Here is a 14,763-nt window from a genome sequence, read left to right on the forward strand (position 1 = left end):
GCCGGGCGGAAGCCGCCCGGCGGCACTCTCCGTGCAACGACCGATGTCGGCAGGGGTTCGATCACGCGACTCTCTGCCTGAACAGTGCGTTCAGCGACCGCTCGAGTGCCCGGGTGACTGTTCGTGGTGCTTCGAAGAGCCAGCGGATCGGCGCACGCTGTTTGTTCCAGGCGAGGAACCAGCCGAGGCCGAGTGCTGCCAGCAGGTTCAGGACCGCCAGCGGCACCGCGCCCAGCTGGGCGAGCGCGGACATCGAGAGCAGCGCCATAAGCGGGAAGTGGCTCACGTAGTAGATCAACGACGAACGCCCGAATGCCTGCAGCGCAGGTGCCCCACGCCCTCGGCTCGTAAGTCTGGAGAACAACGCCGCCAGCAGCAGCATCCCGGCGACGCTGGCGGGGGCGGTCCACACGGCGAAGTGCAGTTGCTCCGGCCAGAAGCACGATGCGAGACCCAGCGCGGCGACGGGGATCCCCGCTAGGAAGACGAGGCGGCTGTTTATGATGGCCGCCAGCTTGTCTGGGAATTTCGCCAGCCAGTACCCGCCGAAGAAGAAGACCGCGAAGTAGGCCATCCGCTGCTCCATCGTTCCCGCGGGCAGCATGACACCGATGATGACGGCGAGGGCGGCCGGAAGCCAAGAAGGCAGCCGGGCGAACGCCGGGGCGATCAGGTAGTACACGCCGATGAAGAACAGGAACCACAGGTACGAGGTCGCGTACCAGGCACGCCAATGCCACCAGGGCATCCCCTCGATGTCGAGGAAAGTCATCTTCGCGATGATCACCCACACCAGGTACGGCCACAGGATCATCGAGAACTTGCCCGCGTAGTACTTCGCAAGGGGCTTCTCGAGTGATCTGGCCAGAAGAATGCCCGAGAGCAGCATCAGCGTCGGCATCCGATACGGCATGAAGAACTCATTGACGGTGCGGATGCCGCTGGGCATGTCGACACCGTAGAGCTCGGGCACCGCGCTGGCGTGCCAGATGAGCAGCAGCACGATCGCGGTGCCTCGCACTGCATCCATCCATGTGATCCGCGTAGCGGTGGTCGTCAGCGTCCCCATTGCCTGCCATTCCCCGTGCGGCTATCGGATTCCGCGGATTCGGTCCCTCGTGCGTTCCGCGATCGGTGATGGCCCGCCCCAGGGGTCCACCGCCATCAGGCCAGTTTACAGCCACCGCCGGACTACGCTTTGAATGAATGCGCCCACGATCGGGCGGGCGAGCACGCGATGGGGAGGATCCGGTGGACGGCAACCCCCTGCGACTCCTCGCGCTACTGGTGATCGGCCTGAACGTCGCTCTCGCTGTGTGGTTGCTGTTCCGCCGCGACTCCCGGTGGGCGATGGTCCTGTGGGGCGCGGCCCTGTTCTTCACGCCGGTGTATGTGAACTTCACGGTTCAGGGCGTCACCCTCACCATCCTGGATGCCGTCACGATCGTCGCGATCGCGGCGTCGATGCTCGACACTCGCTGGCAATGGTCGATCATCGACGCTCTGATGGGCACGGCGGTGCTGTGCATCTTCGTCAGTGGAATGTTCGGGGCGGTGCCGGGACATATCACCTACACCGTGGTGTCCTGGGTGCTGCCCTACATCTGGGGCCGCATCGTGGTCGCGCGGGTGGGCTTCGAGTGGGTGGCGAGCTGCATCACCGTGGCAGCGGTGCTGGCAGCGCTGCTCGCGATCATCGAGTTCCTCACCGGTGAGAACCTCTTCGTCCAGCTGCCCGGCGTAGCCGGCGCGATGTGGACCAACCTGCAGTATCGCGGGGGTCTGCTCAGAGCGGAGGGTGCGTTCGGGCATTCGATATCGCTGGGTTCGAGCCTTGCGATCTCGACAGCGTTCGCGATCGCCGTGCCATGGCACCTCAGGTGGAAGATCCCCGCACTGGTGACCATCGCCGTCGGGGCGGTGATGACCGTCAGCCGGATCGGGATGGTCGGGATCCTGCTCGTGGTGGGGTTCTCGCTCCTCTTCCTCGGACGCTACGTGCGCAGGGCGCACCGACTCGCCGTGGTAGCGATCACTGCCGTGGGCCTGCTGATCGCGCTGCCGTTCATCGCCACGGTCTTCGACGATGCCGGCAGTGAAGCCTCAGGCAGCGCCGAGTACCGCGCCGATCTCGTTCCGCTCATCCGAGACATGGTGGCGATCGGGATCAGCCCCGCTCGTGAGGTCTCTGCAGACGGCGCTGACTACTACGGGGGCTTCCGCTCCATCGACAGCGCACTCATCCTGACGGGCCTGCGCCATGGACTCCTGCCGCTCGCGATCTTCATTCTCATGCTCGGGATCTGCGCCTGGGTGGTGGTCACCGGAAAGGGCAACCCCGCTGCTGTCGCTGTGCTCAGTCAGGTGCCCGCACTGGCCACGGTCGCCCTCATCACGCAGTACGCACCGTTCGTGTGGTTCGTCGCGGGAGTCGCAGTCACGTCCTATAGTCTTGAAACCCGGCGGGGGTCTGCGGGGGCGCCGGAGACACGCCGACTCGCGCACCGCAGGATCCTGGAGGCATCGTGAGTCAGACGCAAAGCGCGGCGACGCGAATTCCGCTCATCCTTCTGCAGTTCTGGTGGGCGATCCTACTGGCCGCTGTGATCGGTGGCGCACTGGCGTACGGGTACAGCGCACTGCAGACGCCCCTGTTCCATTCCTCTGCGTCCGTGTATTTCTCAATGCGCTCCGCGACCAGCGGATCGGACATCAATCAGGGTTCTGCGTACACGCAGAACCAGATGCTGTCCTTCGCTCAGCTGGCCAAGTCCGCCGCCGTGCTCGAAGGCGTGCAAGACGAACTCGCAGGGAAGAACATCACGGTCGACGACACGCAGCTGCGCCGGATGGTGGCGGTGAGCATCCCTCAGAACACCGTCATCCTCGATATCACCGTCGCGTCCGCAAAACCCGCTGTGGCAGCTCAGGTCGCCAACCTCGTCGCCGAGAACCTCACGGACGCGGTCTACGAGATCGCTCCGAAGGACACCGATGGTGCACCGACGATCGACGCGAGAGTGATCGATCCGGCGGTTCCTGCCGCGTTCCAGTCGTCGCCGAACAAGACACAGGATGCGATTCTCGGCATCGTCGTCGGCGGTCTGCTGGCAGTGCTCGCGATCACCGTATGGACGCTGCTGGACCGCCGGGTGCGTTCCGTCACGGCGCTTGACGAGGTGACGGACCTTCCCGTGCTCGGTCAGGTTCCTTATCGCAGAGGCGGCTGGGAGACCGCGGCGTTCCTGTCGAGCCCGAACGGCTCAGCGGCAGAGGCGCATCGACAGGTGAGGTCAGCGTTGAAGTTCTCCGCCGTTGAACGGCCCATCGAGACGCTTGCGGTGACATCGTCTGTCGCGGGTGAGGGGAAGACGACCTCGTCGGTCAACCTCGCGCTCGCCTTCGTGGAGATGGGGCAGCGGGTGCTCCTGATCGATGCGGATCTTCGGCGACCCAACGTGGCACACGTGCTCGGGCTGGAGAACATCGTCGGACTCTCCACGGTTCTCGTCGATTCGATCGAGCTCCAGGACGCCATCGTCAGCATCCCCGCCGAACTCGATGTGCTGGTCGCCGGCGAGCGCGTGCCGAATCCCGCCCAGCTGCTCGCTTCCCATCGCATGACCGAGGTGCTCGCCGAACTCCGGGCGCAGTACGACCTGCTGATCATCGATACCGCCCCGGTGCTCTCCGTAGCCGACGCCACCATCATCTCCCAGTACGCCGACAGCACGATCGTCGTCACGAACACGCGCAAGACCACCAGAGCGCAACTGGAGCGCTGCCTCACCGCACTTCATGCGGTCGGCGCGAACCTCGCCGGGATCGTGCTCAACAAGGTGCGTGAACAGAAGAAGGAGAAGTACCTGTACACTGCCGACTCGTGAGATCGGCGGTCGCGTCAGGCCCTGTCCCGCTTGATCATGAGCCTCACGAAGGACAGCAGTGAGGTCGCGTCGCGACGGTACACCGGCAACGCCAAGAAGGCTGTGGAGACAGCGAGACCAACTGCGGTGCCGATGGCGGCCTGCCCCCACATTCCCAGCGCGTTGGTCAGGATGCCCGACGCCCACGCGGTTGCTCCTGCGGCGAGCGTGATGGCGATGATTCGGGAGGCTCCCTGATAGAGCTGCCGGCGCGGCATCGGTGTCACACGGGAGAGCCAGGCCAGCGAGATCGGCCATGCGATCGCAGGGTGGACGGCGAAGGCGACTGCCACGCCGAAGACGCCGAAGAAGGATCCGATCACGATGCAGACGATCTTGATCGCAGTCGTGACCATCGTGTAACGGAACAGCTGGGTTCCCAGGCCGCGGGCGAGGTAGACCCAGTAGCCGACGAATGACACGGTGGTCAGAAGCCCGGCGATGGCGAACATCTGCATCATCGGCGCCGCTTCGATCCATGCCGCACCGAGCATGATGCGCACGACGGGCTCAGCCAGTCCTGCCACGATGGCGAGGGGGATTCCGAGCAGATATCCCAGCGCGAGCTGTGCGGCGATCACGTAGGCGTTGAACCGTGGCCCATCCTGTTGCACGCGCGACAGCAGCGGAAGCGCGACAGACTGCAGAGGCGAGCGGACCTGCCCCAGAGGCGTCGTGACGAGCTGGTACGCACGGTTGTAGAGGCCGAGCGGGGCGGTGCCGAACCGCATTGCGACGACCATCGTGTCGACCTGTCGTGATGCGTACCCGATGAGGTTGGTCGCGACGATCGACCAGCCGAATCTCATCAGAGTCCGGATGGAGGTGGAACGGGAGTATGCGCGCGGGAGCCACCTGCCGACGATCACCACCCCTACGAGAATCACCAGGCCGGTGGTCAGCTGCTGCACCACCAGCGCCCAGTAGCCGACTCCCGCGGCCGCCGCGAGGATGGCGGCTGCCAGTGCGATCGCGGCAGCGAGCACATCGACGACGGCGAGTCCTCGCAGTTTGAGATCTCTCATCAGATTCGCGCGATGCTGCGTTGCCAGCCCGTTGAGCACGAAGGTGAGTGAGAGCCATTGAGTGATGCCGAGCAGATCGGGCTCTGCGGTCATCGCGCTGAGCGGCCACGACAGGCAGAACATCGCTGATGCGAGCACTGCTCCGATCAGCGCGTTCACCCAGAACAGATTGTCCCGCTGCGCATTCGTGAGCTCCGGTGCCTGGATGGATGCCGAGGTCAGACCGAAGTCGCGGAAGATCTCACCGAATCCGACGGCCACCAGCACGATCGCGAGAAGTCCATAGTCGTGAGGCGACAGCATTCGAGCGAGCACGACCACGGAGGCGAGTTGCAGGATGATGCGCGACGCCTGTGCGGAGAGCGTGAACAGCGCGCCTTTCGCCGCAGCCTGGGCCAGTGACGAAGCCATCAGCGGCTCCGCGTCGATCGCACTCGCTGGAAGGTCCCGCGTCCGATCCGGGCGGCCTTCAGCGGGTGCCGCACGGCGAGCCGAAGCAGCCCGAACCCGCGGAAGCGAGGCGGCCTTCGCCCAGCCAGGCGAGACCCCAGCAGCCGAGCGAAGAGGTATCGCCGTCTGCTGACCTGCAACGGCTGCGCGCCGGCGAGCTCCCGGATCGGCAGCGGTGACAGGGAGATGATCCCCGCGGCCTCGGCATCCCGGATCGCCTGCAGGCCGCGCGGCGTGCGTGCTATCAGTGCGCTCATCCCGTCGCCCTCGGAGAACACCGGGTAGCCTCGCTCGTCTGTCCGCCACGAGTCCGCGCAGACGATGTCAGCTGACTCGCCGACACCATCCGGGCACACTTTGCAGCGCCACTGCGTGGTGGGGCCGAGCACTCGGCCCCACGATTCCTCGTAGTCGGTGGATGCCGCGTGCTTCCCGGAGCGGACGAAGAAGCGTCCCGGCCATCCATCACCTCGGTAGCGCATGGCATCCACCGGCTGGTCATCGGGTACGCCGAGCTCGTTGAGCAGCGTTGACGTGGCGTGCTGGCTGGGCGTGCCCGCGCAGAAGAACGAGAGCATGAGCGGTGCTTCGCCGTCGACGAGGTCGGGAGCTGCGTTGCGAAGAGCAGAGATCTCGCACGGCTTTCCGCAGACGGCACTGCCCGGGTTGAGTACGTCGGCGTTGTCCAGCGCCGCCACTGGGGCGTATCGGGAGCCGGCCGCGGCGAGGGCCTGATCCCGCGTCATGATCGTGACGGGCACCGTGCGCCTCGGCTCCTTCTCGGCTGCAGCGGCACCTGTGATCCTCGCGGCGCGGTCTTGTGAGAGCAGCCACTGGTGCAAAGCCGTCAGCACGCCTCCGCTGCTGCCCGCTCTGCGAACTTCGGGGTCGGTCGCATGAGCCCGCCAGATGCCCTCGTAGCGGCCGAGGAGACGGTGCGGTGTCGACGATCGGCTGACGCTCGGTGCTGAGACAGTGACACCTGGGCAGCTTCGCTCGAAGATGCGCACAGCGTCGGGAACCGGTCGAGACTCCCCCTCAACCTGCGGACGCAGATACCCGCGGTCGTCGAGGCGCATCTGCACAGCGGTGTCGAGGCGGGCGCAAAGGCCACAACCGCTGCAGGCGTCGCGCCGCAGCACGTCGTCGATTGCTTTCTCCAGGGTTGTCATCCGGCCGCTCCCAGGAGGGCGACGATGTCATCCAGGGTGCGTCTTCCCGTGGCAGCTGCTTGCTGAGCCGCGCTCCTGTCGACCTGCGCGACAGCCGTCTCGACTCGTCGAGGCAGCGTGTCCGCGTCGTCGGTGCGCAGATCGAACCCGGTCGTCCAGCCCACCGAGTTGAGGAGGGGAGCGAACTTTCGTGAGTAGGCGAGTGGAACGGCGGGAACGCCGACTGAGAGCGCGTTGAGGCAGGCATGCATACGCGATCCCACAACGACCCGCGCTCCTGCGATCGTCTCGCGAACCGAGTCCAGGCTTGTGGGGACGACGAGCTCGATGTCTTCGCCCAGTTGCGCGGCGAGTGAGCGAATGGCTGGCACGTCGTTGTCAGCCATCGGCGAGTCGAGCACGTGGGCGAGCAGTGCAACCTCGCGGCCAGCCGCTCGCAGATGCTCGACAGTCTCGGTGATGACACGACGATAGATATCCGCCGGCACGTGAGGATTGTCATTCCAGAGCAGACCGCTGACGTTGACGAGTACGTCGCGCGTCTGTCCGACCGCGGGTTGATCGATCGCGAACACGAGGTCGGCTGTGGTCAGGTCGGGCGTGCGCCCCAGCTCTGCGGAGACTCGAGTGCTTTCCGGATCGCGTGAGAACACGAAACGTGAGCGGGCCAGGTTTCTGCGTGCAAGGGCGCGGCCACGTCTGGTGTTGAAAGGCCCGATCGTCTGCGGTGCCATCGCGATCGGCGTGCGAGCTTCGCTGGCGAACTCGTGCACGAGACCCATCGTGAGATGCCTTCGCAAGCCATAGATGTCGGCGAAGCTATCGCCTGATCGGGTGTCCCAGATCAGCGAGAAGTCCGCGAAGTACTTCTGCATCCCGAATCTGGGCAGAAGGCGCTCACGTACCAAAGACCGCGGTGCTCCCCAGGGGATCTGGCGCGGAGCGCTGCCGAAGTTGGCGAACGTGAATTCTGCGTGGGGGTAAGCGCGGCGCAGCAGATCTCGCGATCCGCGGGCGAGCACTGCAACTCCGAGGTTCGGTGACGATTCGTCTGCCCACAGGACGAGGATTCGTTCGGGCATGGGAGAGGTGGTCGACATTCTTCTCAATCAGGTTCTGCGATCGGCAAGCGAGGTGTGGTCGGAGCCGGCATGGGCCGCGGGCTGCAGCGCTGCGGCCACTACGATGCGGTACACATCTGGCGAATGGCGTCGGAGGGCTTGTCGACGGCTATCCGCGACGCCGGCGATGAGCTGACTCCAGTGTGCAGCGAATTCTGTCAGTTCGTCGGCGATGGCTTTTGCGTCGTCGACGGGCACGACTTCGGCGGTGATGTAGTCGCCGGCGGCTTCGGACGCCCCACCGGCATCGCTCACGACGACCGGGCGAAGTGCGAGCACGCCTTCGACGACCGTGTTCCCGAAGGACTCGTCGCCGCGAGAGGGCACCACCAGCACGTCGGCGTCGGCCAGGAAAGGCCAGATCGAAGGATGGAACCCGGCGAAGTCGACGTCGACTCCAGAGGAGCGAGCCTGCTCGCGCAGCTGCTCCTCGTACCATTCGTATCCGTCGAAGACCGCACCGACCAGAGTGACGGCCACCTCGCGCCCTCCGGCGTGGAGCATGGCGGCGGCGTCGATCACGAGGTCGACGCCCTTGCGTGGTGACAGACGACCGACATACAGAATGCGGAGGGGCCCGTCGAGCCGATCACGCGGCGCAACGGGATCATCCGGCGACGCCACTCCGTTGTGGATGATCGCCGAGCTGTGGGCGAGCGCGGGAAGAGCTGCACGGATGGTCTCGAGTGTGTACCGGCTGTTGGCGATCACGCGGTTCGCGGCCAGATGCGGCAGGTACAGCGCGGCGTTGATCAGGCGGCTGCCGGATGCCTCCGCCTCGTGCACGTGACTCACGACACGCACACGGCGGAGCCGCGCGATGACGGGCCACTGCGGAACGATGATGGTCGACACGTAGACCGCATCCGGTCGGACGCGGCCGATCAGGCGCCAGGCCGCTCTCAGACCGCGCAGTGCGCTGCTCAGCAGCGTCGGCCAGCCGCGGGGCTTGAGCAGAGACTTGCGCAGCACGAGCATCGGCACGATCACGACGTCAGCCCCCGCGGCGCGCAGCTCGTCGACGAGAGGACCCAGCGAGGGCAGCGCCACCACCACGCGCGCCCCTGTCTCGCGAAAGCCGATAACGCTCTCCAGCGCCATGCGGTCCGAGCCGAACAGCTCGGCGCCCGGGTGGACGACGAGCACGGTCTGCGGGACGCTCATCGCGGTACCCCGCCGGCGAACTCCCACTCCTCCGCCCGCCGCTTCGCGCGGCGTGCGCTGCCGTGTACGGATGAGCCGCGTGCGAGCCGGTGCGCGAGCTCCTCGTACGCCCGCGCCACGTCATCCCAGCGGAACCGGCGGCCCGCGCTCTCGCGCACCATCCGCCCCAGCTCCTGCACGCGCTCCGGCGACGCCTCCGCGGCGCTGAACGCCGCCGCGGCGTCGTCGGGGGTGCGGAAGAACCAGCCCTGCTCGTCGAGCACCTCGCGGTTGAAGGGCACGTCGAACGCGATCACCGCGGTGCCGGCGCCCATGGCGCGCAGCAGCGACGGGTTGGTGCCGCCCACGGAATGCCCGTGCGCATACGTCATCGCGTCGGCGTACAGGGTGTCGAGCAGTTCCTGGTCGTAGACGCCGCCGAGCAGGCGGATGCGGGGGTCGGATGCCGCGATCGCCGCGATCCGGTCGGTGTACTCGGCGCTGTACGGTGCCGATCCCACCACGAGCAGCGGCTTCGTCGCGCTGCTGCGGTGGTAGCCCTCCACGATCTCGAGCACATGGTTCTCGGGCTCGAAGCGCGCGACGACCAGGTGGTAGCCGCCCGGCTCGACGCCGTACTCGGCCAGCGAGCGGCCGGGGGAGCTGTTCAGGATCGGCGCCCCGTACCGGATCAGCTCGGTGGGCACGCCGAACTGGTGCGTGTAGTAGTCGGCGATGCCTGGTGCGTCGGCGATCAGGGCATCCGCCGTGCGCACACCGAACTGCTCGGCCCAGCGGTAGTACGCCCGGCCGCGCGGCCCCCACTTCGACCGGCGCCACTCGAGGCCGTCCATGTGCAGCGCGGTCGGAACCCGCCGCAGGCGCAGCAGCGGCACGAACGGCGAGTTGGCGGCGTTGAACACGAAAGCCGCGTCGGGCCGGCGCCGCGTCATCAGGTGCACGGTGGACAGGCCGGTGTGGCTGAGCGTCTCGATCTGCTTGACCGGCACGGCGGGCAGATGCACCACCCGCATCCCGAGGTACTCCTTCGCGGTGCTCTGCGAGCCGCGCGTGTAGACGACCACCTCGTGCCCGCGTTCGGCCAGGCGCCTGCCGACCTCTTCGATGGCGGTCTCGAACCCGCCGTACGCGGCGGGCACGCCCCTGGTCCCCACCATCGCGATGGTGAGGTGATCCCCTGTCCTCATCAGATCAGTATGCCCCGCTCGGCTGCAGCATGACCTTCGCGGTGCGCCACATGATCTGCAGGTCGTTCAGCACCGACCAGTTCTCCACGTACCGCAGATCCAGCCGCACGCTCTCGTCCCACGACAGGTCGCTGCGTCCAGACACCTGCCACGGGCCGGTGATGCCGGGCTTGATGTACAGGCGGCGGAACACCTCCGTCTCGTAGTCGGTCACTTCGCGGGGCAGCGGAGGGCGCGGGCCCACGACGCTCATGTCGCCGATGAGCACGTTCCAGAACTGCGGCAGCTCGTCCAGCGAGAACTTGCGCAGGATGCGTCCCACACGCGTCACGCGCGGGTCGTCCTTCATCTTGAACAGCACGCCTGCGCCTTCGTTCTGCTCCTGCAGCAGCGCGAGCTGCTGCTCGGCATCCGTGCGCATCGAGCGGAACTTCACCATCTTGAACAGCCGCCCGTCGCGACCGACCCGCTCCTGGAAGAAGAAGACCGGTCCGGGCGAGTCCGCCTTGATCAGCAGCGCGAGCAGCGGATAGATGACGGCGATCGGAATGAGCGCGAGGCCGGCCACGACCACGTCGAGCGCGCGCTTGACGATGTGCTGGCCGCCCGAGTACGACGGGATCTCCACGCGGATCAGCGGCAATCCGTCGAGCGCCTCGAAGGACAGCCGGGGGCCGGCCACGTCGGCCAGCCGGCTGGAGAGCACGAGCTCGGCGGCGGTTCCTTCCAGCTGCCAGCTGAGCCGCTTGACGAACTCCGCGTCACCGCTGGGCCGGCTGGCCACGACGATGGTGTCGGCGCCCAGCTCGGCCGCCGTCCTCGCCACCACGTTCACGTTGCCGAGCACCGGATAGGCGGCGTCGTCGACCACGATCTCGCGCGCGTTGCCGTCGAGCAGGGTCACCCCGACGATGCCGAAGCCCGCGGCGCGCGAGCGACTCAGCTTGGTGACCACGTACTCGACGTCCTCCCGGTTGCCGACCACCAGCGTGCGCGACGAGAACCGTCCGCGTCCGCGCTGCACGGTCAGCCACCGACGACAGGACCACCGGCTCAGCATCAGCAGCCCCAGCCCTGAGGGGAGGGCGACGAGCAGGAGCAACTGCATTCCATGCAGGCTCAGGAGCGCGTCGCCGATGGCGAGAGCGCCGAATGCCAAGCCGGTGGCGTGCGCGACGCCGCGGTACTCTGCCACGCTGGGACGGAAGAGTGCAGCATCGCGCGTGTGGGTGCCACCCAGCATCGCCAGCCACAGAGCGCACAGAAGGGATGCGCGCAGTGCGGTGTCGAGCAGGGGAGCCCCCAGCTGGAGCTGGATGACAGCGGTCACGCCCACTGCGAGGGCGATCATGCCGGCATCCGTGAGGTGCAGAAGCATCTTGTAACGCCGCTCCCAACGTCGGCGCTGCTCCAGCGTGGTGGTCGCGCGCGGTGCCACGAGCGTGTCGGGCATCGCGCGCCGGGCTCGCGGAGTGGAGGCAGGACGGGTGACCGTCGTGCCCCGCTGCAGCTCGAAGACCTCTTCTACAGAAGTCATGCTGCGACTCCGCGAGCCCGTGATGTGCGCAAACCCCAGTGCGACATTGTTTCCCCAGATTCCCCAGATTCTTCAAACCCCAGTCCCACTGCCCGAAGGCAGTGGGACTTCGAGTGCACCGTCCCCACGGTGCGTGGTCCGTGACCCCAGATCACGGAGAGTGGATGCAGCTCCCCAGCGGCATCCACGCCTGTGCCCCGATCAGCGATCCGGGGGAGCGCGGTTCTCGCGGCGGTTCATCGAGCCACCGCCAGAGCGTTCTGCGAGATGGTGTCGAGCGCGCGTCGCAGCGCGGTGCTCGATGTGTGCGCCGTGTACGGGAAGTACACGACCTCTACACCGACGACGGCGAACTCCCGCTCCAGGCGCAGACCCTTCTCTGTGCCCCGCCAGTCGTCGCCCTTGAAGAAGTGCGTGAAGCGCACATCGTTCCAGGCTTCGAGCTTGCTCGGGTCGGTCTCGATGTAGACGTCGTCGACGTACTGGATGCTGCGCACGATCTCGGCGCGCTCGGCGGTCGGGATGACGGGCTCGATGCCCTTGACCTGGCGGAGCATCTCATCGCTCACGACGCCGGCGACAAGGCGGTCGCAGTGCTGCCGGGCGTGACGAAGAATGTTCAGATGCCCGACGTGAAAAAGGTCGAATGCTCCAGCGGCATAGCCGACGCGCGTCCCCATGATCTCCCCAGATCGATATTCCCCAGAGTAGGCGGATCCCCATCCACCTCGCGGCTCCCAGTGCCGCGTCTCGAAGCCTACTGGATTCTACCCGCGTAGCGCAATGATGGATTTCCCGGCGTGGCGGACCCGTATGCTCGTCGCAACGACGGGAGCGTGCTACTGCCGCCGGGCATGCCGCACCGCCGCCAAGATCGCATCAACCGTCTCGGCGTCGGCATCCGACGCCGCCGCAGTGTTCTCCGCGACCACCGCCTGCACGATCTCGGCGCGCTGGATGCGGGTCTCGCGCGGGGCGTTGATGCCGATGCGCACACTGTCGCCCTTGATATCGAGCAGCGTCACCTCGATATCGTCGCCGATCAGCAGGCTCTCACCGATCCGCCTCGTCAACACCAGCATCCGATCAGCCTACCCGGCGGGGCCCACCAGGCCCGTCACGGCGGACTGAGGAGCATCGCGCACCACGCCGACCGTCTCGATGGCGAACGCGCCGGCCCCGCCGGCCTCGGTGTATGACAGCACCGGCAGCCCGTCGGTCTGCGCCGACACCATCCGCCGCACTGCCGCGCGCAGCGTCGGCGCGCACACCAGCACCGGTTCGCCGCCGTCGCCGGCGGACGCCGCGATCACCGCCTGACGCACAGACTCGACCACCGCCTCCATCCGGTCGGGCTCGAACACGATCTGCGGACCCTCGTCGCCCATCCGCAGGCTCTCCAGCATCGCCTGCTCCAGCAGCGGGTTGATCATGATCACGCGCAGCTTGCCGTCCTCGGCGAAGCGCGCGGCGATGGCGGGGCCGAGCGCCGCGCGGGCGGCCTCGACCAGGCCCTCCGGATCGGTCGAGATCTTGGCGCGCACGGCGAGCGCCTCGTAGATGCGGCTGAGGTCATTGATCGGCACCCGCTCGGCCAGCAGCGCCTGCAGCACCCGCTGCACCTCGGCCAGCGACAGCAGCGCCGGAGTCAGCTCCTCCACCGCCGCGGGCGACACCTGCTTGAGCGCGTCGGTCAGCTGACGCACGTCCTCGCGGCTCAGCAGACGTGCAGCGCCGGCATGGATCACGCTCGACAGGTGCGTGACGACCACGCTGGCGCGGTCGACGACCGTCGCCCCGGCGAGCTCGGCGCTGTGCCGCATCTCCACCGGGATCCACTTGCCCTCCAGGCCGAACACCGGATCGTGCACGGCCACTCCGGGCAGCGCGTCCAGTCCTGCCCCGAGTGCCAGCAGACGCCCGGGCGGCACGACGCCGCGGCCGGCCTCGACGCCGGCGATGCGGATGACGTAGGTCGACGCGGGCAGCTCCACGCTGTCGCGGGTGCGCACCGGCGGCACGACCAGACCCAGCTCCAGCGCGATGCGCCGGCGCAGCGCCTTGACGCGGGCGAGAAGATCGTCCGGTCCGCCGGTGACGAGGTCGACCACGTCGGAGGACAGCTGGATCTCCAGCGCGTGCACCCGCATCCGCTCCATGAGGTCTTCCGGGGTGTCCGCCGTCGACGTCTCGGCGGGCGCCTCCTCGGCGGCGGCGGCGGTGGCCTGCGTCGCCTTGACGCGCTGTGCGGCCAGGATCAGCAGGGCGCCGACGACGAGGAACGGCAGGATGGGCATTCCGGGGATGAAGCCCATCACGATCGCCGCGCACCCGGCGATGTTCAACGCGTTCACCGACTGGCCCAGCTGCGCGAACGCGGAGCTGCCCATGTCGGCCTCGGCGTTCGAGCGGGTCACGATCATGCCCGTGGACACGGCCATCAGCAGTGCCGGGATCTGCGTGACCAGGCCGTCGCCGATGGTGAGCAGGCTGTACGTGCTGACCGACTCCTCGATCGACATGCCGTGCGAGACCATGCCGATCGCGATGCCGCCGACGATGTTGATGATGATGATCACCAGGCCGGCGATCGCATCGCCCTTCACGAACTTCGAGGCGCCGTCCATCGCGCCGTAGAAGTCGGCCTCCGCGGCTACCTCCGCGCGGCGCTCGCGCGCCTGCGAGTCGGTGATGAGCCCTGCGTTAAGGTCGGCGTCGATCGCCATCTGCTTTCCGGGCATGGCATCCAGCGTGAACCGGGCGCCGACCTCGGCGACGCGTTCGGCGCCCTTGGTCACCACGACGAACTGGATGACCACCAGGATCAGGAAGATCACCGCGCCGATGATCAGCGACCCGCCCACCGCGATGGTTCCGAACGCCTCGATCACCTGCCCGGCGTACGCCTCGCCCAGCACGAGCCGGGTGGATGCCACGTTCAGCCCCAGCCGGAACAGTGTCGCCACCAGCAGCAGCGACGGGAAGACCGAGAAGTCCAGCGGCTTGCGGATGAACATCGTGTTCAGCAGGATCACCAGGGCGAACAGGATGTTCAGGATGATCAGCAGATCAAGCAGCACCGGCGGCACCGGCACTACCAGCAGCATGATGATGCCCACCACCGCGATCGGCACCACGATCCTGTTCAGCACTCCGCGCATGCGGTCCTCCTCGTCATAGC

12 protein-coding genes are annotated in these 14,763 nt (G+C 67.1%); 2 read left to right on the top strand and 10 right to left on the bottom strand.

Annotated features, from left to right (window positions below):
* Window positions 1–61: 61 nt before the first annotated feature.
* Window positions 62–1,030, bottom strand: coding sequence for an acyltransferase family protein (locus Q9R19_RS01765; protein WP_311254629.1), 969 nt, complete (start codon window positions 1,028–1,030; stop codon window positions 62–64).
* Window positions 1,031–1,251: 221 nt separating this feature from the next.
* On the opposite strand from Q9R19_RS01765, the gene Q9R19_RS01770 reads away from it, so the two are divergent.
* On the top strand, window positions 1,252–2,529 hold the full coding sequence (locus Q9R19_RS01770) for a hypothetical protein (RefSeq protein ID WP_311254630.1): 1,278 nt from the start codon (window positions 1,252–1,254) through the stop codon (window positions 2,527–2,529).
* On the top strand, window positions 2,526–3,887 hold the full coding sequence (locus Q9R19_RS01775) for a polysaccharide biosynthesis tyrosine autokinase (protein WP_311254631.1): 1,362 nt from the start codon (window positions 2,526–2,528) through the stop codon (window positions 3,885–3,887). The genes Q9R19_RS01770 and Q9R19_RS01775 overlap by 4 nt, the downstream gene beginning before the upstream one ends.
* A 14-nt stretch (window positions 3,888–3,901) precedes the next feature.
* On the opposite strand, the gene Q9R19_RS01780 is transcribed toward Q9R19_RS01775, so the two are convergent.
* The 9 genes from Q9R19_RS01780 to Q9R19_RS01820 form a co-directional block, all read right to left on the bottom strand.
* Window positions 3,902–5,362, bottom strand: a complete 1,461-nt coding sequence (locus tag Q9R19_RS01780) for a lipopolysaccharide biosynthesis protein (protein WP_311254632.1) — start codon at window positions 5,360–5,362, stop codon at window positions 3,902–3,904.
* Entirely contained in the window at window positions 5,362–6,573 is a 1,212-nt protein-coding gene (locus Q9R19_RS01785; protein ID WP_311254633.1) for a Coenzyme F420 hydrogenase/dehydrogenase, beta subunit C-terminal domain, read from the bottom strand. Before Q9R19_RS01785 ends, Q9R19_RS01780 begins: the two co-directional genes overlap by 1 nt.
* Window positions 6,570–7,673 carry a polysaccharide pyruvyl transferase family protein gene (locus Q9R19_RS01790; RefSeq protein WP_311254634.1) on the bottom strand — a complete coding sequence of 368 codons (1,104 nt, stop codon included), beginning with the start codon at window positions 7,671–7,673 and terminating at the stop codon, window positions 6,570–6,572. The genes Q9R19_RS01785 and Q9R19_RS01790 overlap by 4 nt, the downstream gene beginning before the upstream one ends.
* A 9-nt stretch (window positions 7,674–7,682) precedes the next feature.
* The gene (locus Q9R19_RS01795) at window positions 7,683–8,858 is read right to left on the bottom strand and encodes a glycosyltransferase family 4 protein (protein WP_311254635.1); all 1,176 of its coding nucleotides are present in this window, start codon (window positions 8,856–8,858) and stop codon (window positions 7,683–7,685) included.
* The gene (locus tag Q9R19_RS01800; RefSeq protein ID WP_311254636.1) at window positions 8,855–10,045 is read right to left on the bottom strand and encodes a glycosyltransferase; all 1,191 of its coding nucleotides are present in this window, start codon (window positions 10,043–10,045) and stop codon (window positions 8,855–8,857) included. Before Q9R19_RS01800 ends, Q9R19_RS01795 begins: the two co-directional genes overlap by 4 nt.
* Window positions 10,046–10,049: 4 nt before the next feature.
* A complete protein-coding gene (locus tag Q9R19_RS01805; RefSeq protein WP_311254637.1) occupies window positions 10,050–11,582 on the bottom strand; it encodes a sugar transferase in 1,533 nt (510 codons plus the stop codon).
* A 236-nt stretch (window positions 11,583–11,818) separates the two neighbouring features.
* Window positions 11,819–12,262 (bottom strand): adenylyltransferase/cytidyltransferase family protein, encoded by a 444-nt coding sequence (locus Q9R19_RS01810; protein WP_311254638.1) that lies wholly within the window; start codon window positions 12,260–12,262, stop codon window positions 11,819–11,821.
* 159 nt (window positions 12,263–12,421) lie between these two features.
* Window positions 12,422–12,664 (bottom strand): carbon storage regulator CsrA, encoded by a 243-nt coding sequence (gene csrA, locus Q9R19_RS01815; RefSeq protein WP_311254639.1) that lies wholly within the window; start codon window positions 12,662–12,664, stop codon window positions 12,422–12,424.
* Between the two features lie 9 nt (window positions 12,665–12,673).
* The gene (locus tag Q9R19_RS01820) at window positions 12,674–14,743 is read right to left on the bottom strand and encodes a flagellar biosynthesis protein FlhA (RefSeq protein ID WP_311254640.1); all 2,070 of its coding nucleotides are present in this window, start codon (window positions 14,741–14,743) and stop codon (window positions 12,674–12,676) included.
* Window positions 14,744–14,763 lie beyond the last annotated feature (20 nt).

The sequence above is a fragment of the Microbacterium sp. ARD32 genome (assembly GCF_031844385.1).
Lineage (GTDB): Bacteria > Actinomycetota > Actinomycetes > Actinomycetales > Microbacteriaceae > Microbacterium.